Origin of the sequence: Amycolatopsis antarctica, from assembly GCF_002262875.1 — a bacterium.
In the GTDB taxonomy this organism is placed as follows: domain Bacteria; phylum Actinomycetota; class Actinomycetes; order Mycobacteriales; family Pseudonocardiaceae; genus Amycolatopsis; species Amycolatopsis antarctica.
The window spans coordinates 103844-123401 of the sequence record NZ_NKYE01000017.1 but is presented as its reverse complement, the minus strand read 5'-3'; the positions used below and the strand labels follow the sequence as shown (position 1 = coordinate 123401).

15 protein-coding genes and 4 tRNA genes are annotated in these 19558 nt (G+C 67.0%); 13 read left to right on the top strand and 6 right to left on the bottom strand.

Translation table 11 applies throughout. The features are described from left to right. Positions 1 to 15 precede the first annotated feature (15 nt). Entirely contained in the window at positions 16 to 1005 is a 990-nt protein-coding gene (locus CFN78_RS23315) for a GlxA family transcriptional regulator (RefSeq protein WP_094865026.1), read from the bottom strand. Between the two features lie 86 nt (positions 1006 to 1091). Between CFN78_RS23315 and CFN78_RS23310 the strand changes: the two genes are divergently transcribed. Continuing rightward, positions 1092 to 1322, top strand: coding sequence for a hypothetical protein (locus CFN78_RS23310; RefSeq protein ID WP_094865025.1), 231 nt, complete (start codon positions 1092 to 1094; stop codon positions 1320 to 1322). Between the two features lie 172 nt (positions 1323 to 1494). Here the strand turns inward: CFN78_RS23310 and CFN78_RS23305 are convergent. The 4 genes from CFN78_RS23305 to CFN78_RS23290 all read right to left on the bottom strand — a co-directional run bounded on the left by CFN78_RS23305 (position 1495) and on the right by CFN78_RS23290 (position 2318). After that, positions 1495 to 1569, bottom strand: a tRNA-Val gene (locus CFN78_RS23305). Between the two features lies 1 nt (position 1570). Then, positions 1571 to 1642: transfer RNA gene (locus CFN78_RS23300), tRNA-Cys, on the bottom strand. A 68-nt stretch (positions 1643 to 1710) separates the two neighbouring features. Continuing rightward, positions 1711 to 1783, bottom strand: a tRNA-Gly gene (locus CFN78_RS23295). 109 nt (positions 1784 to 1892) lie between these two features. Next, a complete protein-coding gene (locus CFN78_RS23290; protein ID WP_094865024.1) occupies positions 1893 to 2318 on the bottom strand; it encodes an SsgA family sporulation/cell division regulator in 426 nt (141 codons plus the stop codon). Between the two features lie 406 nt (positions 2319 to 2724). Here CFN78_RS23290 and CFN78_RS23285 point away from each other — a divergent pair. Further along, positions 2725 to 2796: transfer RNA gene (locus CFN78_RS23285), tRNA-Val, on the top strand. A gap of 157 nt (positions 2797 to 2953) precedes the next feature. Here CFN78_RS23285 and CFN78_RS23280 read toward each other — a convergent pair. Beyond that, positions 2954 to 3178, bottom strand: coding sequence for a hypothetical protein (locus CFN78_RS23280; protein WP_094865023.1), 225 nt, complete (start codon positions 3176 to 3178; stop codon positions 2954 to 2956). 410 nt (positions 3179 to 3588) lie between these two features. Here CFN78_RS23280 and CFN78_RS23275 point away from each other — a divergent pair, with 410 nt between their 5' ends. From CFN78_RS23275 to eccD, 11 genes are all read left to right on the top strand, one after another. Next, the gene (locus tag CFN78_RS23275) at positions 3589 to 5625 is read left to right on the top strand and encodes a glycoside hydrolase family 97 protein (protein WP_165777682.1); all 2037 of its coding nucleotides are present in this window, start codon (positions 3589 to 3591) and stop codon (positions 5623 to 5625) included. Between the two features lie 490 nt (positions 5626 to 6115). Continuing rightward, a complete protein-coding gene (locus tag CFN78_RS23270; protein WP_094865021.1) occupies positions 6116 to 6469 on the top strand; it encodes a hypothetical protein in 354 nt (117 codons plus the stop codon). A gap of 101 nt (positions 6470 to 6570) precedes the next feature. After that, positions 6571 to 7254 carry a response regulator transcription factor gene (locus CFN78_RS23265; RefSeq protein ID WP_094865020.1) on the top strand — a complete coding sequence of 228 codons (684 nt, stop codon included), beginning with the start codon at positions 6571 to 6573 and terminating at the stop codon, positions 7252 to 7254. Positions 7255 to 7266: 12 nt separating this feature from the next. Then, a complete protein-coding gene (locus CFN78_RS23260) occupies positions 7267 to 7881 on the top strand; it encodes a helix-turn-helix transcriptional regulator (RefSeq protein ID WP_094865019.1) in 615 nt (204 codons plus the stop codon). A gap of 1181 nt (positions 7882 to 9062) precedes the next feature. Then, the gene (locus CFN78_RS23255; RefSeq protein WP_165777681.1) at positions 9063 to 9380 is read left to right on the top strand and encodes a WXG100 family type VII secretion target; all 318 of its coding nucleotides are present in this window, start codon (positions 9063 to 9065) and stop codon (positions 9378 to 9380) included. Positions 9381 to 9445: 65 nt separating this feature from the next. After that, positions 9446 to 9721, top strand: coding sequence for a WXG100 family type VII secretion target (locus CFN78_RS23250; protein WP_094865017.1), 276 nt, complete (start codon positions 9446 to 9448; stop codon positions 9719 to 9721). A 74-nt stretch (positions 9722 to 9795) separates the two neighbouring features. After that, complete coding sequence (locus CFN78_RS23245; RefSeq protein WP_094865016.1) at positions 9796 to 10494, top strand: hypothetical protein; 699 nt, start codon at positions 9796 to 9798, stop codon at positions 10492 to 10494. Between the two features lie 29 nt (positions 10495 to 10523). Continuing rightward, positions 10524 to 11171, top strand: coding sequence for a hypothetical protein (locus CFN78_RS23240; RefSeq protein WP_094865015.1), 648 nt, complete (start codon positions 10524 to 10526; stop codon positions 11169 to 11171). A gap of 80 nt (positions 11172 to 11251) precedes the next feature. Further along, positions 11252 to 14110: a hypothetical protein gene (locus tag CFN78_RS28825; protein ID WP_133116428.1), complete on the top strand. Its 2859-nt coding sequence runs from the start codon at positions 11252 to 11254 to the stop codon at positions 14108 to 14110. Next, complete coding sequence (eccCa, locus tag CFN78_RS23225; protein ID WP_094865012.1) at positions 14107 to 18150, top strand: type VII secretion protein EccCa; 4044 nt, start codon at positions 14107 to 14109, stop codon at positions 18148 to 18150. Before CFN78_RS28825 ends, eccCa begins: the two co-directional genes overlap by 4 nt. Further along, positions 18147 to 19556, top strand: a complete 1410-nt coding sequence (gene eccD / locus CFN78_RS23220; protein ID WP_094865011.1) for a type VII secretion integral membrane protein EccD — start codon at positions 18147 to 18149, stop codon at positions 19554 to 19556. The genes eccCa and eccD overlap by 4 nt, the downstream gene beginning before the upstream one ends. Positions 19557 to 19558 lie beyond the last annotated feature (2 nt).

The window sequence follows — 19558 nt, the reverse complement described above, 5'->3', positions numbered from 1 at the left end:
CCGGCGAGCGACGGTCTACTCCGGGCCGCGGAAAGTGCGTCGATAGGCGGTGGGGGAGACACCGAGCGCGGCGTGGAAGTGCTGGCGCAGCGAGGCCGCGGAGCCGAAGCCCGCATCGGCGGCGACCCGCTCGACCGGCAGGCCGGACTCCTCCAGCAACCGGCGGGCGTGCTCGATGCGCTGCCGTGCCAGCCACTGACCCGGAGAGGTACCCGTCTCCTCGCGGAACCGGCGGGTGAAGGTGCGCCTGCTCATCGACTCCAGCGCGGCCAGTTCGCCGAGGCTGACCGTCCGGTGCAGGTTCGCCAGTGCCCAGGCCCTGGCCGCACCGGTCGAGGAGGTCTGCGGTCGCGGGACCGGCCGGTCGATGAACTGGGCCTGGCCGCCGTCCCGGTGCGGCGGCACGACGGTCCGGCGGGCGACGGCGTTGGCGACGGCGGCGCCGTGGTCGCGGCGGATCAGATGCAGGCACAGGTCGATGCCGGAAGCCTCGCCCGCGGAGGTGAGGATGCGGCCGCCGTCGGTGTAGAGCACGTCCGCGTCCAGTTCGACCCGCGGATAGAGCTCCCGGAAACGCCGCGCCGACTTCCAGTGCGTCGTCGCCCGCGCCCCGGTGAGCAGTCCGGCCGCGGCGAGGACGAAAGCGCCGGTGCAGATCGAGGCGACCCGCGCGGCGGGCGGGATCCGGGCGAAGGCACTCGCCAGCGGTTCCTCCAGCCCGTTGTCCCGGCGGCGCTCATCGTCCTCGTGCGAGGCGGGGACCACCACGGTTCCCGCCCGGTCCAGCGCCTCCGGGCCGTGCTCCACGGTGACGGTGAAGTCGGCGTCGGTCCGTATCGCACCGGCTTCGGGGGCACAGGTCACGACCTCGTACAGGGGCGATCCCCCAGCCGATACGGCGCCCCCGAAGAGCTGGTGGACCAGTCCGAGCTCCATCGGCAGCACGCCGTGGCGGACCAGGACGGCGACCAGGTGCGGGGGACGACCTGGGCCGGACTGTGACATGGCCCGATTCTTACATGTGCCCAGTTCGGGCCGTCACCGGTTGCTCAGGGGTTGCGGTACGGCCGGCGCCAGGTCACGGTGGAGGTATGGGCGACAACGGGGGAGAGCAGGACATGACGTACGACGATCGGGATGTGCGAAGTGCTGACACGGACCCGCGTGCGAAGTGGCGGGAGCTGCCGCCCCGGATCAAGCCGGAATCGTGGACGGCGGAACAGGCCACGGAGCCCGTCCCCGGATCCGTCGAGGCCGCGGAGGGCAACCGGCAGGCGCGGGAGGCGCGGAACGTGATCGAACGTGGCGGTGCCTCGTTCTGAGCGCGGCCGTGATTCGGTGGCCACCGCTGCGGTGAGCGTTCGGGCGAAGCGGCCATGGCGGGTCAGCCCTTTCGTAGCGATCTAGGGCTTGGCGATGCCAGGGCGCAGTCACCGAACTAGTCACCAAGTCCAGCAAAAGGCCCCATCCGGCGGTGCCGGATGGGGCCTGAGCTGGTGCGCGATACTGGGATTGAACCAGTGACCTCTTCCGTGTCAGGGAAGCGCTCTCCCGCTGAGCTAATCGCGCGAGGCGGCGGCGGGAATCGAACCCGCGTACAGGGCTTTGCAGGCCCTTGCCTGAACCACTCGGCCACGCCGCCGCGTACGAAGCCGGTTCGCAAAGATTGAGGAATGAACCTGGCCTCACTGCGAGGTGACTCCGCAGTCGAGCGGACGACGGGATTCGAACCCGCGACCCTCACCTTGGCAAGGTGATGCGCTACCAGCTGCGCTACGTCCGCAATCACGTGGTCCCGGTGCGAACCGCGACCCTGTGGTGTGTCAGAAACACTAGCGGACACCCGGAATCGGTGTCGCACCGGGGGGTGGCCGCGGGTGATCGGCGGGCCGTCAGGCCAGGTCGTTGGGGATCAGGTGGGTCAAGGCGTCGTCCACATTGACCCACAGGTGCTCGTTGCCCGGCAGGACGACGTCGTAGGTGCGGTCCAGGAAGTCGGCCAGCTCCTGCGCCGAGGCCTCGAACACGGCGTGCCCGGATGGCGAGCTCAGCTCGATCAGCACGGACTCGGGATCCTCGACGGACGGGCGGATGCGGACATCGCCGTCGCCGGCGTCGGCGAGCAGGCCGTCGGCGAGCAGGTCGCGTGCGTACACCCACTCGACCCAGCCTGCACGGCCGGTGCGGAAGGCGGCGACGACCGCGTAGGGATCACGGGTGTCGTAGCGCAGTTCCACCTTCACCGGAACCGCGGGCGTCCGCGGCGCCAGCAGATCGAAGACCGCCGTCGAGCGGAGCGTCACGTGGTCGTTTCGCATGGTCTACCCTTCTGCTCCCTTCCCGGCCCCTGTCGGCCGAGTTCCGATGTGAGACGCAGCCGGGCGGTCGTTCGCACGCGGTTTCGTCCGACTTCACTCGTCTGGGGTCATCGGCACCCCACGCCCCATCATCGCTCTCCCGGCCGTTGATCTTCACAGCGGCCCTGTCGCGATCACTGGTTCCATTCTGCTCGTTCGGTGCGCCGGGGAAAAGAACCGTCCCGCGAATGCGCCTGCACTGTGACCCGACACTCGTGCCCGGCCGCCCGGTCGCTGGCCCACGCAGGGCGTGGAGCACCGGGTTGTGCACTGCGTGCCCGGCGGTGCGCGGACAGTGCACGAGGTTCAACCACCCGTTTGCCCGGCGACGAAGGGCGTCCGGTAGTGTTCCTCTCACACCGCGAGCGGGCGATTAGCTCAGCGGGAGAGCGCTTCGTTCACACCGAAGAGGTCACTGGTTCGATCCCAGTATCGCCCACCCAGTATTGCTCCAGGTCAGCGGCCCGTCGACGATCCCTGTCGATGGGCCGTTTGCCGTTGTGCGTCATCCGCCACCCGGCAGTCACGGATGACGGCGACAGCCGAGGTTTCCGAACGTATCGGCGGCCGCCGTCATCGCCTCGCCGGTCGGCGGATCAGCCGACGCGCCACAGTTCGTAGACGCCGACGCCGTTGCGCCTGCACTCGTGCGGCAGGTCCGCGCCACCGGGATTGTCGACGATGTCCTGGTATCCCCGTTCGCACGCGGCCGCGCTGGGATACCAATATCCGGTGTAGTACCAGTCGACGGCCGAGGCGGGCGTCGCGGTGGCCAGCAGGGTGCCGAAACCGAGAACGGCGCCGACTACGAGTTTCTTCATGATGGGCCCTTTCCGATGTTGTCAAGGAATGCGGTAGCTCGGTAACCAGTCGTATCGAATCGCCCGGCATCGCTGTGCGGCGCTGTCACCGGATCGCCACCTCGCGCCATCTTTCCGTGGAACAGAACGAGAACCAGGCGTGCGGTGGCGATTCGGCCCGACGGGCGAAATCGCTTGTTCGTTTGTCCTGGCGGCCCGGAGCAACCACTTTCGCGGTCCGGTCGTGCCGTAGGTTCGGACAGTGATGTGAGTTTCGGCGGCCGCACCCGGCGCGGCCACGTAGTCGTCTGTCGAGTCGAGAATTACTGTTCCGGCAGAACGGGAATGCTACGGGAGCGTTTGCGGGCGGGCCGCGACGACGACAGGATGTGCCCGGTTGCTTCGAGATCCCGCCGCCCATGGAGCGTGAGATGGTCAGTCAGCCCAATCGTCGTATGGTCCTCGGTGGCACCGTGGGCGCCGCGCTCGCCGAGGCGGTTCTCGGCCCCGCCACCGCGTCCGCGGCGACCGAGGATCGTGCCGTGGTGCGTTCGCCGAACGGCCGGCTCCGGGTGACCGTCCGGGTGCTCGACGGTCGTCTCCGGTACGAGGTGCGGCGTCGTGGCCGTGTACTGGTGGATTCCGCCGGGCTCGGACTCGACCTTGCCGATCGCCCTTCGCTCACCGGCGGCCTGGTGCTGGAGGACGTCGAGCACTCCAGGATCGACGAATCCTGGCGCCCGGTATGGGGATCCGACGCCGTCGTCCGCAACCGCGCGAACGAGTGCGTGGTGCGGACCGTGCAGCCGGAGAGCGGGATCCGGCTCGAACTGGTCGTCCGGGTTTTCGACGACGGGCTGGGATTCCGCTACCGGTTGCCCGCACAGGCCGGACTCGGCGACTACACGGTCACCGCCGAGCGCACCGAGTTCGTGCTGCCGCCGACGGCCACCAGTTGGTCCCTGGCGGCGGGTACCGACTGGAACGCGGACGAGCGGCACTATCGCAAGGCCGCGCTGGCCGAGGTGGAGACCGCCCAGACTCCGCTCACCTTCGTCACCCGGGACGGGCAGCATCTCGTGCTGCACGAGGCGGCGCTGATCGACTATCCGAGCATGACCCTGGCCGCCGACAGCGCCCGCCCGGGCACCTTCACCAGCGAGCTGATCAGTCTGCCCGACGGCACGAAAGCCAAGCTGTCCGGTGAGTTCTCCACGCCGTGGCGCACGCTGACCATCGGCGACCGGGCGGGTGATCTCGCCGAATCGCACCTGATCGAGAACCTCAACGAACCCTGCTCGTTCGCGGACACCTCGTGGATCGAACCGGGAACCTACGTCGGCGTGTGGTGGGAACTGCAGCGGCGGCACACCACCTGGACCGAGGGGCCGCGGCACGGGGCGACGACGGATCGGGTCAAGCAGTACATCGACCTCGCCAAGGAGACGGGCGCCCGCAACGTACTCGCCGAGGGGTGGAACACCAATGCCGGTGGCGAGTGGACCGGCCAGGACTTCCTCACCCCGCGGGCGGATTTCGACCTGCCGGAGGTACTGCGGTACGCGCGTGAGAACGGTGTCGGCTTCATCGCGCACAACGAGACCCGCGGCTTCGTCGACTACTACGAGGAGAAGCTGGACACGATCTTCGCGCGCTACGCCGAACTCGGCATCCACGCGATCAAGACCGGCTATGCCACCAAGTTCCAGCTCGGCGGGGTGAACCGCAGCCACTTCGACCAGGAGGCCGTGCGCCACTACCAGCGGGTGATCGATGCCGCCGCCCGGTACCGGATCATGATCAACGCACACGAGGCGATCAAGCCGACTGGTCTCGGGCGCACCTATCCGAACATGATGACCGGCGAGGGCGTCGCCGGGATGGAACAGCACAACTACATGGGGCCGGAGGGCAATCCGCCGGAGCAGGCCACCATCCTGCCGTTCACCAGATTCATCGGCGGGCCGGCCGACTACACGCCGGGCGTCCTCAACGTGACCTGGGATCCGGCGGGGCTCGGTACCCGGGTGCAGACGACCTCGGCCACCCAGCTCGCGTTGTACTCGGTGTTCTTCAGCCCGTTGCAGATGCTGGCCGACACCCCGGAGAACTATCGCGCACATCCGGGTTACGCCTACCTGAAGGACATCCCGGCGAGCTGGGACGAGACGCGGTTCCTGGACTGCGTGATCGGTGACCACACCGTTGTCGCCCGGCGGAAGGGCGATACCTGGTATCTCGGCGCGATCACCGACGAGCGGGACCGGACGCTGCGGGTGCCGCTGCGTTTCCTGCGCCCGGGCCGGTACGAGGCGGAGATCTACCGCGACGCCGCGGACACCGACTGGCACCAGAACCCGCTTCCGATCGAGATCGAGACCAGGACCGTGCGGGCCTCCACCACGCTGACACTTCGGCTGCCCGCCGGCGGTGGTACCGCGATCCGCCTGCGTCCCCGGCACTCCTGACCGCCCACCGGCACCACGCGGACCCACAGAGCGGCAAGGGTCGGAGTGGACGTCGGCGGCCGAGATGTCACATGAGCGCTCGCCGAGGCTGGGAAGCGTTGTCGCGGCAGGGGTCCGAACGACGCGCCACGGGCCGGGAAAATGGTCCTCACGCTGCGGAGAAGCTGACGCGTTCGGCTCCCGCCCCACGCGTTCCCGCTCGGCGTTCCGGGGGGTGCTCCAGTGTGTGTAGGCGTGTGAAGCCAGACATGGAGCGAAGGCTCACAATCGCTCATATGAGCGGTCCTGTCGGTTCGCGGTGGCCGTTCTCGCACGCCGATGCGGCGATGTTCTCCTGATTGAGCGCACGATGTAGTGGACGTTCGTGCAGGTCAGAGGTAGTTCCACGCGAATGTGGCTGATTGCGCCTAGTGCCATGAAGCGAATGTGGAGCGATCGTGGAGAGTGCATCGTCATGCTTGGTCCAGACGTTACGAGGACAGGAGCACAGATGCGCACTCCGGAGCGGGCCGCCACGGACCTGCATGAGATGTTGCTTCGATTTGCCACCTGGTTGCCCGGACACGTGGCTGCCGAGGCCCGTCAGCACCTCGTCGACGGTCAGCTCGGCGATGCCACCCGGACGATCGTCCTGGCCGGCACGTTCGACCCGTTGCCGCTGGCCGGCGACGATCGGGACCTCCTTGCCGAGCTGCTGGCGGCGCACGGTGCCGATCCGCAGGTGCTGGACCTGATCAGGACGGCCGATCCGGTGTCCCCTCCCGGGCGGCTCACGGACGTTCCGCCCGCCCGCGACGGCGCACCGACGCGGAGTGCTCCGCGGCGCACTCCGGTGGCGGCCTGACCGGACGCGCGAACCCGCACATGGCCGTACCGATCGACCTTTGACCCTCGGGCCCGTTTGTGGCCCGCCGCTCGCACAAGACGTGGTGGTGAGAACAGCCGATGGAGACATCGACGGTGAAGCCCGGCCCGTGGCCGACGACCGTGGGCAACGGCGCCGAGGTGGCGGTCGCGGTGCACTCCTCCGACCCGATGACCGGTGTGGGGGCCGCCAGCATCCTGCGCGGCGACGATCGGCTGAAGATCGTGACCGGCGCCGACGTGGCCACGGCGGATGTCGCCGTGGTCGTCGAGGAGTCGATCGGCGAGGGGGCGTTCGCGTTTCTCCGGGAGATCCGGGCGACGGCAGGCGATTCCCCGCCGCGGTGTGTCATCGTCACCGATCATTTCCGGGTCGACGTTCTGATGACGGCCATCGAGTGCGGGATGGCGGCGATGCTGCAGCGCTGCACGACCGGTGGCGACGAACTGGTGCGGACGATTCTGGCGGTGAGCGACGGAGCGGCGTTCCTGCCGCCGCGGCTGCAGGGCAGCCTGCTCACCCAGCTCGACCGGATGCGCCGGGAAGTGCTGGAGCCCAACGGGCTCACCCTGTCCGGCATGTCCGCGCGGGAGCGGGACGTACTCCGGTACCTGGCCGACGGCCACGGCACCGAGGAGATCGCCGGAATGCTTGCGTACTCGGAAAGCACGGTCAAGAACGTCCTCTATGGACTGATGAACCGTTATGGCCTCAACACCCGCGCGCACGCCGTCGCATTCGCGTTGCGTGCCGGGGTCATCTAGACAGGAGATCCAATGGAGCCGGTTGATGTCGCAATCGAAGCGACGGACATGTTCAGCAAGGAGGGGCTCGCGAGCCAGTTGAGCTCTCGCAGTGAGGTACGAGTGGTGGACCGCGCCGAGATGACCGGAAGCGGCGTGATCATCGTCGCGGTCGACCGTCTGTCCGCTCGAGAGGTCGCGTTCATCCGGCAGATCGAGGCGACACCGGCAGTACCCAAGCTGCTGGTGACCGACGCGTCCGCGGAGTCGGCTCCCCGGGCCGTCGCGGACTGCGGCGTCGCCGCACTTCTGGCCCGCGCCGACGCGACCCCGGACCGGCTCGTCGGCTCGATTCTCGCCACGGCAAAGGCGAAAGACACCGATTCGGGATCCGGCTCGACCGGAATCCTGGCCATGGAGACCGTCCGGGTACCGACCCAGCCCGACCGCGGCACCGACGGCCTGAGCTCGCGCGAGGTCGACGTTCTGACGTTGATGGCAGACGGGTTGGACACTCTCGGAATCGCCACTCGGCTCTGTTACTCCGAGCGCACCGTGAAGAACGTCATCTACGAGCTGACCAGTCGGTTCAAGCTGCGTAGCCGCCCGCACGCGGTGGCCTACGCGATGCGGGCGGGTTTGATCTGACCGAGCCGGAGCGCGGTCACCTGCCGGGTGAGCGTCCACGCCGGTACCGGCGGCGTGGCCCGGAGCATCTCCGTGACGGGACGTCCGGTCGTCTTCCCGTGCCGGAGTCGTTCATGTGATGTCGCGTCGTGGCTTCATCGTCAGCCGATGACGACGCGACCCCAATGGTGACCGAGACCAAGGATCGCCGGAGTAGTGCCATGTTCGTCATATCAGCGGTAGGTACCGGGCCACAGGGCTTCGACCGCCGCATGACCGGTGCCGTGCGGTTCACCATCCCGCGCGGCGAGAGGGGCGGGGTCGGTCCCGATGGTCGAGATCGGACTGCCCGCAGTGGCGACACCGGCGGAAGACGGCCGCACGGGGGAGGGCTGCCGCCACTCGCGGGCTTACGAAGCGCGACGGAGGCGGTTGCCGTGCCGGCTGCTCTCGCGCCCGGCCTTTTCCTGCGAACGGAACACGACTCGCCGGGCCGGGCCGACGCCGGATCCGGCCGCCCTGCCTCGGTGGACGGGCTTTCGAAATGGCGACAACCGCGTCCGGTATCAGCACGGTTCTCTCGCGGCCGCCGGTGCACGGCGATCACGGTGACCCAAATTACTGCCCACGGTATGTGGGTACATCCTGTAAACGATGCTCAAATGAGCGACATGTTCCTTGGTGTGCCGAGCAGGCAGAGCTCCCCGCGGCGCGGCCGGTACGGATGGCCGGATGTAGGTGGCACAGACCGGAAACGACGCGTCGCCGGGCCTGTGCACGGCGAAGTGGGGCCGGCGGGAACCGCGCCGCGCGGCACGGACCTCCTGTCTTCCGGTGAGGCTGAACTTCTTGGTATCGACCTTGTCGGTGGTGGCCCGGACGGTCGCCGTCGCCCGCCGTTCCTGGTGCGCGTGCGGGCCACCGCCGAGCCAGCGGCGGGAGACGGACGGGGCCCATGGTGATCGTCCACGAGGCCATTCGGTCACCGGTCACACCGGCTCGTGCCCGTGAAGAACAGGCTTGCTGCCTCGTGGGTGGGTTGCCGCTCTCGCCCCCGGGCCGGGTCCGCCGGACCGGCCTGCCCGGTTGTCCAGACCCTGCTGAACCGATGTACATGCCGGGTACGGGTGCGTTGCGCACTGGCGCGGTTCGGACGTGCACTTGGCACCGGTGTTTTCTCGCTTCAGTTAAAGGAGATCATGATGGCAGGAGTATCAACAACAACCCCGGGGATGCAGCAGGCCGCCGGGCACATGGCGAACACCCAGGCGACCGCCAAGCAGGGCATGTCGTCGGTTGCGGACTCGCTCGCGGCGCTGAAGAGCACCTGGACCGGTGACGCGTCGATCGCGTTCGACAACTCGATGAAGCTGTGGATGGACGACTGCAGCGTCATCGTCCAGAAGCTGGGCGAGATGATCGAGGTCATGCACGGCAACCGGCAGACCATCACCGCCGGTGAGCAGACGAACGCCGAGGCCGCGGGCAACATCCCGGTAGGACCTGGACTCGGGATCTGATCCGCTTTTCCCTCTAGTGAATCGAAAGGACGAAGTCGTTGCCTACTTATACATTTGACCGGGGCATGGCCGACACGGTGCGCGACCAGATGGCCACGATCACCAAGCAGCTCCAGACGGAGTTGCAGTCCATGCACGAGCAGGTCATCAGCAACCTGCAGGAATGGCAGGACGCGGCCAAGGACCAGTACCAGGTGGCCAAGCAGCAGTGGGACGCGGCAGCGGCCCGTATGCCGCACAGCCTGAACTCCGCCGAGATGACCCTGAACAACATCACCGGCGGTTATCTGAAGGTCGAGCACACCGGCCAGAACGCCTGGGGTGGCTACAGCGTCAAGTGAGTCGCGGGGTGTCGCCGAACTTGTTCGGCGACACCCCGGTTCCCGCGTTCCTTCTCAGACATCAAGGATGAAAAGTGGTCGATCAGAACTACGACAACAGTGACTATCAGAGCGATCGAGAAAAGTTGGAGGACGCCGACGAGGCGCAGGAGGACCGAGAGGACGAAGCCGACGTCGAGAATTGGGATCATGACGATAATGTCACGGATTACCAGATTGACGAGAATGGGATTACTGATGAGGTCAATGGGGTTGTTCCGGACACGGTGAATTTCGAGGAGGGTGGGCGCGGGGGTGGTGTGCAGGTTAGCACTGAGGCGCTGAAGTCCTTCGCGAACTATCTTGCTGATGTGAAGACCGAGCTTCAGAACAACGGTCTCAGTAAGATCAGGGAGATCGATATCAAGCCGGGGTCGTTCTTCGATGCGTTCAATCTTCGGACACGTCTGGGTGTCGAGGGTGACTCGGGGGGTGACTCGGGGGGCGGTTCGGGTGGTGTCAAGGTGGCGACGGAGAAGTTCATCGTTGACGCCATCAACGCGCTTGACGCGGTGTCGGACGATTTGCTCAAACTGGCCAGCCAGTACGACACGGCCGAGGAGCTGAACGCGGCGACTGGTAAGGATCTTGGCGAGCACATGAAGGATGCCACCCGTTACATCAATGACGCGACCGGTGGTAGTAGTGCGTCTCCCACTCCTGACGACGATGGTAGTGGCGACGAAGGCGACGAAGGCGACGAAGGCGACGACCAAGACAGTGAAGCAGCCTGATTTCTGCTAGCCGAAAGTGAGTTCCTGTCGTGAGTATCTACACCGAGCTCTCGTATGACCCGCAGGACGACGACTCCCACAACAAAGAAGACCACGACGTCGAGAATTGGGATCATGACGATAATGTCACGGATTACCAGATTGACGAGAATGGGATTACTGATGAGGTCAATGGGGTTGTTCCGGACACGGTGAATTTCGAGGAGGGTGGGCGCGGGGGTGGTGTGCAGGTCAGCACCGAGGCGCTGAAGTCCTTCGCGAACTATCTTGCCGATGTGAAGACGGAGCTTCAGAACAACGGTCTCAGCAAGATCAGGGAGATCGATATCAAGCCCGGGTCGTTCTACGACGCGTTCAATCTTCGGACACGTCTGGGTATCGAGGGTGACTCGGGGGGCGGTTCGGGGGGCGGTTCGGGGGGTGTCAAGGTGGCGACGGAGAAGTTCATCGTTGACGCCATCAACGCGCTTGACGCGGTGTCGGATGATTTGCTCAAGCTGGCCAGCCAGTATGACACGGCCGAGGAGTTGAACGCGGCGACTGGTAAGGATCTTGGCGAGCACATGAAGGATGCCACCCGTTACATCAATGATGCGACCGGTGGTAGTAGTGCGTCTCCCACTCCTGACGACGATGGTGGTGGCGACGAAGGCGACGAAGGCGACGACGCGACCTGAGGTCTGATCGATACCATCTGACCCTGTAGTCGGCAAAGACAACCCGCTGTACGGCTTGCCCTGAATGGAAGTGCTGGAAAATGAGTGGCGAAGACGAAGAGGACCCAGCCTTCACGACGGATGAAGGGCAAGTGATCCCCAAGGACGATGTCCAAGGTGCAAAAAGCGATTACGATACTTGGGGCTGGAAAGAAATAAAGGCGGCGATCTACGGGTATGCCGGTGGACATGGTGAAGGTGGCCCTCCGACGGTGACCTCCTCGGTTCCGTCAAGCTTGTGGGACGCAGGCAACAGCTTCATGTTCCTACAGGCCCTGCTGGACCAGATCGGGAACGACCTTCGCACGTCGGCCAAGTCGCTGGCCGGCGAAGATGGTGTGTGGAAAGGCGGTGCCGCCACCGCGTTCTTGGGAGTGATAGAGCCTTTCGCGCAGAAGTTCAACGACCACGCGACGCAGATCAGCGGCGGAAGGGCCCAGATCGATCCTATCCCGTCGGCCCTCTACAACGCGGGGAATTACCTTTCCTGGGCGCAGACGCAGGTCCACAACATCGATCTACACTACGCGGACCAGGCCAGGCAAAAAGCAAGCGCCGAGGGCAAAGACATCATCATGGACAACGGGAAAACCCACGTTGGTGCCTACGATGACATCGTCAAACTTCTCGACGAAGACATGCGGAAAGTTCTGAAGTCGCTGGCCACGGAATACGAGACCACGAAACTCGACGTTCCGCTGCCCTCTCCGGTCACCCCGGACGGCGGAGGCGGAGGTGGAGGCCCGGAGCCGGAGCCGCAGCCGGAGCCGGAGCCTTACCCGGAGCCGCCGCCCTACCCCGAGCCGCCGCCGATTGAGCCGCCTCCCGAGCCGCCCCCCGTGGAGCCGCCGCCGGAGCCGCCGCCGGTCGAGCCACCCCCGGTGGTGCCGCCGCCTGAGCAGTTCAATCCTGAAGGTGGTCCTGGCGACGGTCCGGGGCAGTTCAATCCTGAGCAGTTCAATCCTGAAGGTGGTCCTGGCGACGGTCCCGGGCAGTTCAATCCTGAGCAGTTCAATCCTGAAGGTGGTCCTGGCAACGGTCCGGGGCAGTTCAATCCTGAGCAGTTCAATCCTGAAGGTGGTCCTGGCAACGGTCCGGGGCAGTTCAATCCTGAGCAGTTCAATCCTGAAGGTGGTCCTGGCAACGGTCCGGGACAGTTCAACCCTGAGCAGTTCAACCCGGGGAACGGCCCGGGACAGTTCAACCCCGAGCAGTTCAATCCCGGAAATGGCCCGGGTGAGTTCAATCCCGAGCAGTTCAATCCCGGGGGCGGCCCTGGAGAGTTCAACCCGGGGCAGAATCAGGGTGGAGCATTCGTGCCGCCCCCGTTCAACCCCAGTGCCTTCGGGGGCGGGAGCCCGCCTCCGGACGGCGCGAACCGTGGTGGCAGCGGCGGCAGCGCCGGGAACGCGCCCAAGCCGTTCGAGGGCGGGAATCCGCTGCCCCCGGGAGTGCAGCCGCCTGACCTGAAGGGTGTCGAGCCACCTCCGGTACCGGACATCGACGAGTGGGCAGCCGGCGACGGCCCGCAGGGCGTCAACGGTCAGCAGGACCAGCGTGGCGCACCGCCCATGATGCCGCCGATGATGCCTCCGGGCGCTGGCGGTGGAGCCGGTAACAGCGCTGGTGGGGAACGATCCGACTCGTCCGGTCTGCTGGGCAACGAGGTTGCGCCGTGGGAAGGCGTGGATCCGCCTGGGATCGGCGATCCGCTGGGCGTCGACACTCCGGCTGCCGAGGGGCAGGAGTGGGGTGCTCCGCTGGGTGGGCAGCAGCAGGCGGGTGGTGCCATGCCGCCGATGATGCCGCCGATGATGCCTCCGGGTGCTGGTGCTGGTGGTGGTGCCGGTAGTAATGCTGGTGGGGATCGGTCGGATTCGTCTGGTTTGCTGGGTAGTGAGGTTGCGCCGTGGGAGGGTGTGGATCCGCCTGGTGTGGGTGATCCGAATGCTGTGGATACTCCGGCTGCGCAGGGGCAGGAGTGGGGTGCTCCGGTGGAGGGGCAGCAGCAGGCGGGTGGTGGTGTTCCGATGATGCCGCCGCCGATGATGCCTCCGATGGTGCTGGGTGCTGGTGGTGGTGCCGGTGGCAATGCTGGTGGGGAGCGCTCGGATTCGTCTGGTTTGCTGGGTAGTGAGGTTGCGCCGTGGGAGGGTGTGGATCCGCCTGGTGTGGGTGATCCGAATGCTGTGGATACTCCGGCTGCGCAGGGGCAGGAGTGGGGTGCTCCGGTCACCGCCGGTACGCCACTCGCGTCGGTCGTTCCCGTTGTCCCTTCCCTGCCGAACAACGGCGACAACGTACGGAAAGAACCACGATCGACGTTCCCCAGCGCAGCCGACCCCGAGGTCTGGGGCGCTTCGTCCGTCGATGATGACGTCCGGTCCGCAGGTGAATCCGGGATGGCAGGGGAAGAGGACGAGGAGTTCGTTCCTGTCGTGGCCCTCACCGACTTCGACGAGGACACCAGTGCATGGGACCTTCCCGCGGCCGGCGGCCTGCTCGCGCTCGGAGCGCTGGCGGGCAGGCGTGGCGAGTCGCGGGAACAGGAGCCCGAGACTCCGGACTACACCCAGCGGGAGATGACGCCCTGGGAATACGGCGGGGTGACGGCCTCGGCGTCGGCACCGTTGGCCGCGCCGGCCGCCCCTCGCAGTCCGGTCGACCTGACCCATCTCCGGCCCCGGCCGTTCCGCGCCGAGGACCGGGACACCTGTGGAAGCTGGGGCAGCGCCGAACAGGAGGAGGAGTTCCTCCGCAACCGCATGGGTGACCCGGAGGCCGAGCAGGATCAGGAAGAGGGCGAGGAAGAAGAGGAACGCACCTCTGCCGATCTGCTCAAGCAGGACGCCGACGTGTGGTCGGTGCGCAAGCCCAACTCACCGGGGGTGCTTGGATGAGTACTGTCACCGTCAAGCGGAATCCCCGCGTCGCCGGGCCCGAGATGCCGAAGGGGCAGGAGGAACTCGAAGAGCCACCGGTGATGCCGGAGCCGGCCACCCGGGACTTCAGTTCCATCCTGATGTTCCTGCCGATGGCGATCGGCCCGCTCGCGATGATCCTGGTCTTCTCCTCGATCAGCAGCGGGACGGGCGGTGCGTCGCCGTTCATGTTCATCATGGCCGGCGCGATGGGCATCGGCATGATCGCGATGGCGATCAACCAGCTCTTCCGTAACGCCGGTGAACGCAAGCGCAAGCTCAACTCCGAGCGCCGCGACTACCTGCGCTACATAGGGCAGTTGCGCCGCAAGGCCAGGGACACCAGCGACGCTCAGCGCAAAGCCGTGGTGTGGAACCATCCTGCGCCCTCGTGGTTGTGGTCGATGGCGAGCGGCCCCCGTCTGTGGGAGCGGCGGGGAAGTCACGACGACTTCGCCCGCGCACGCATCGGGCTGGGCGTCCAGCACGCGACGATGGAGTTCACCCCGCCGTCCACCAAGCCGATCGAGGATCTCGAACCGCTGTCGGCGATTTCCCTGCGCCGGTTCAGCGAGACGTACCGGACGGTGACCGGCATACCGATCTCGGTCGGGTTGCGTAGTTTCACCAGCGTCGAGTTCGAGGGCGACCAAGACGCGGCCGTCGGACTGATCCGGTCGATGATGGGTCAGCTCGTCACCTTCCACGCGCCGGACGAACTGCGGATCGCGGTGCTGACCGCACCACAGCACCAGACCGAGTGGGACTGGGTGAAGTGGTTACCGCACAACGCGCACCCGGTCGCTCGCGACGCGGCCGGGCCGATTCGCCTGCTTGCCTGCGACCACGACGAACTACTCGATCTGCTCGGGCCCGAGGTGACCGATCGCGGCGACCACGACAAGAGCGTGCTGGCCGGTGTGTCCGAGCCGTTCGTCGTGGTCGTGGCGCATCTCGCCGATATTCCCGAGTACTCCCCGTTGTTCGGCCCCGGCCTGCGCAACGTCGTGCTGTTCGACGCGACCGGCGAACTGCCCGGTGGTGCCAAGGTTCTTCGCCTCACCTGCCGCGACGGCCGGGTTTCCTACCCCGCCGACGACGACGTCGGCTCCGCCACCTGTGACGAGATGAGCCAGACCGAGGCGGCCACCCTGGCCAGGCTGCTCGCGCCGAAGCGCACCAGCGGCACGGTGGACGTGGTCGACAAGCCGTTCGAGAACGACTTCGAACTCACCACGCTGCTCGGCATCCGCGATGTGCACTCCTTCGACGTCAACGCGTTCTGGCGGCAGAAGACCCCGCAGCGCGCGCGGCTGCAGGTGCCGATCGGCGTCACCGAGGACGGTGAGGTCGTCGAGATCGACCTGAAGGAGTCCGCACAGGGTGGTACCGGCCCGCACGGCATGCTGATCGGCGCCACCGGGTCCGGCAAGAGCGAACTCCTGCGCACCCTGGTGTGCAGCCTCGCCGCGACCCACTCGTCCGAGATCCTCAACCTGGTCCTGGTCGACTTCAAGGGCGGCGCGACCTTCCTCGGTATGGACAAGTTGCCGCACACCTCCGCGGTGATCACCAACCTGGCCGACGAGCTGCCACTGGTCGACCGGATGCAGGACTCGATCAACGGTGAGATGACCCGGCGGCAGGAGATCCTGCGGGAGAGCGGCTACTCGTCCCTGTTCGAGTACGAGAAGGCGCGCGCCGCCGGTGGGCAGCTCACCCCGTTGCCCACCCTGCTGGTGATCGTCGACGAGTTCAGTGAACTGCTGGGCAGCAAGCCGGAGTTCATGGAACTGTTCGTCTCCATCGGCAGACTCGGCCGTAGCCTGGGCGTGCACCTGCTGCTCGCCTCGCAGCGGCTCGACGAGGGCCGGATCCACCGGGTCGAGGGCCACCTGTCCTACCGCGTGGCGCTGCGCACGTTCTCCTCGATGGAGTCGCGCAGTGTCATCGGTGTCGCCGACGCCTACGAGCTTCCGTCGGGACCGGGCAACGGCTACCTGAAGGTGGACACCTCGACGCTGATCAGGTTCAAGGGTGCCTATGTGTCCGGTCCCTGCCTGACGACGGCGCCCGAGGGAGGGCCGGTCTCCGAGGATGAGGCGGCGATCGCCAGCGATGTCGTCGCCTTCCACACCCAGGCGAGTCCACGACGGCACGAGATCCGGTCCGCCGAGATCACCGAGATCGAGGACCCGGAAGAGGAGAAGAAGCCGTCCGAAGCCGAGAAGACGGACGCGCCGAGCCTGGCGGAGGTCCTCATCAGCAGGCTCGTCGGCGCCGGTCCGGCCGCACGGCAGGTGTGGCTACCGCCGTTGTCCTCTTCGCCGAGCCTGGACGCGATGCTGCCCAGCGTGCTGCCGCACCCGGAACTGGGTATGAGCGTCGACGATCCGGCCGTGCGCGGCAGGTTCCGCGTCCCCGTCGGCCTGGTGGACCTGCCGTACGAGCAGGCGCGAGAGCTGCTGGTCGCGGACCTGTCCGGCGCGGACGGGCATGTAGGCGTCGTCGGTGCCCCGATGACCGGCAAGTCGACACTCGTGCGGACGCTGATCCTCGGCCTCGCACTCACGCACACCCCGGACGAGGTGCAGTTCTACGGTCTCGACTTCGGCGGTGGCGGCATCATGTCGATCAGCGGCCTGCCGCACGTCGGTTCGGTGGCCACCCGCATGGAGCGTGACCGGGTCGTGCGCACCCTGGAAGAAGTCATCCAGGTGATGGAGATGCGGGAGGCCGCGTTCGCCGAACACGGTTTCGAGTCGATGCCCGCGTACCGCGAGGCGCGCAGAACCGGCAAGATCAACGACGCACACGGCGAGGTGTTCCTGGTCATCGACGGCTGGTTCACGCTGCGACAGGACTTCGATCATCTTGAGACGAAGCTGACCGAGATCGCCGCGCGCGGCCTCTCCTTCGGCATCCATCTCGTCGTGTCCTCCACTCGCTGGTCGGAGATCCGGCCGTGGCTGCGGGACGTGCTCGGCACCCGGTTCGAACTGCGGCTCGGTGACTCGATGGAGTCGGAGGTGCAGGGCCGGAAGGCGGCCACCGTGCCGAACCAGCCGGGCCGCGGCCTGACCAGTTCCGGGTTCCATTTCCTGGCCGGCCTGCCCCGGCTGGACGGCAGCTCCGCCACCGAGGACCTCGCCAACGCGACGAAAGCCGTCGTGGAGGAGGCGCGCACGTTCTGGCCGGGACGCAATGCGCCGGGCGTGCGGTTGCTGCCGACGAAGCTGCCGATGGTGGACCTGCCCCGCGCCAAGAGCGGTCTGCGGATCTGCCTGGGCCAGGAGGAACAGCGACTCAACCCGGTGTGGCACGACTTCAACGCCGTACCGCACCTGTTCATGCTCGGTGACGCCGAGACCGGCAAGACGAACGCGCTGCGGCTGGTGATGCGCTCGATCGTCGAGGGGAACACGCCCGCCGAGGCGAAGATCCTGCTCGGCGACTCGCGCCGCGACCTCGACGACGTGGTGCCGGAGGAGTACCGGATCGGCTACGCGGTGAGCACGGACGCCCTGACCGACCTGGGGAACCGGGCGGCGGTGTCGCTGCACAAGCGGGTGCCGGGGGCGGAGATCACCTCGGACCGGCTGCGCAAACGCGACTGGTGGGAAGGCCCGCAGCTCTTCGTCGTCATCGACGATTACGAATTGCTCTCCTCCGGTACGAGCATGGGCTCGCCGCTGGACGCGCTGCTTCCCTTGCTGGCCCAGGGTGTCTACATCGGATTCCACCTGATCGTCGCGCGCAGCAGCGCGAACGCGATGCGCGGAATGATGGATCCGGTGATGCGGCGGCTGTGGGAGCTGGGCAGCCCGGCGATGTTGTTCTCCTATCCGAAGGAAGAGGGCAAGTTCCTCGGTGAGGCCAAGCCGCGGACACTGCCCGTCGGACGCGCCCAGCTCGTCACCCGTCGCGGCGTGACACTCATGCAGACCGGCCTCGTGCCGGCGACGACATCGCGCGACGATCAGGTCGTCGGCGCGCAACCGAGGAGGTCGGGCACGTGACCAGCACGATGAACGCGGAACTCTGCCGGATCACGGTGCACGGCCCCGGTGGGCAGGCCGACCTCGCGGTGCCGATCTCCACCACCGTCTCGGCACTGCTGCCGGTCCTGGTCCGCAACGTGGTGCGGGAGGAGGACGTGGCCGGCGGCAGCGAGGAGTACGGCTCCTGGGTGCTGCAGCGGCTCGGTGAGGCACCGTTCGACCCGGACGGCACGCCGGAGACGCTGGACTGGTTCGAAGGTGAGGAGTTCCACCTGGCACCGGCCGCGGATCCGTTGCCGGAACTGGACTTCGACGACATCGCCGACGGCATGGCGACCGCGGTCAACCGGCACAGCAACCGGTGGAACGAGACGATCAACCGCAGGCTGTTCCTCGGCCTGGCCTCGCTTGCGTTCGGCACGATCGGGCTGACCCTGCTCAGCGGAGTCGCCGACGCGGTCGCCGCGACCACCGCGGGGGTGCTCGCGCTGATCCTCGCGGTGGCGGCGGTACTGGTCGCGCGGACACTGGCCGATCGGGTCCTCGCCGCGGTGATCGGGCTGCCCGGCTGCCTGTTCGCCGCACTGGCCGGAATGGTGGGCACCGAAGGGGTGCAGGGCACGCTCGAACTGCGCCCGGACGGTGTGCTGATCGGCGGTGTCGCCATGACGGTGACCGCCGTGGCACTGCTGATCGTGCAACGCCTGTTCGCGCAGGACCTGCCGATCGTCCCGTTCGGCTGCGCCGCGGTGGCCGGTTTCGGTGCGATCCTGGCGGTGTGGATGCACACCATCTTCGAGTTCAGCCCCCAGCAGAACGCCGGGGTGCTGGTCGCCATGTTCTTCCTGGTGACCCTGTTCGCGCCGAAACTCGCCACCAGGGCCGCCAGGTTGCGCGGTCCGCAGTTGCCGCGCACCGGCGACGAACTGAAGATCGACGTGGAGCCCGCGCCCGCGGAAGAGGTGGTGACGCAGACCGGCCATGCCGACCGCTACCTCAGCGTGCTGGCGATCGGTGCCTCGGCCGTCATCGCGGCCGGACTCTGGTACCTCATCGAGGATCCGACCTGGGTCACCTACACGCTGACCGGACTGTTCACCGTGCTGGTGTTGCTGCGTTCGCGCGAGTTCCTCAACGTCGGCCAGCGACTCGCGTTCGCGGCGGCGGGATCGTGGGGCGTGATGCTGTTCGCCCTGTCGATGCTGTCCAGCTTCGAGGACGTGTGGCGCGTGGTCGGCGTACTGGTGCTGCTGGGCGCCGCGCTGCTGCTCGTACTCGCGGCGCTGCGTGAGCAGTACCGCAGGGTCCTGCCGATCTGGCCGCACCTCGGCAACATCGCGGAGAACCTGTTCGCACTCGCCTCCGTGCCACTGCTGCTGCAGCTCCTCGGCGTCTTCGCCTGGGCGCGCGGACTGGCCGGGTGATC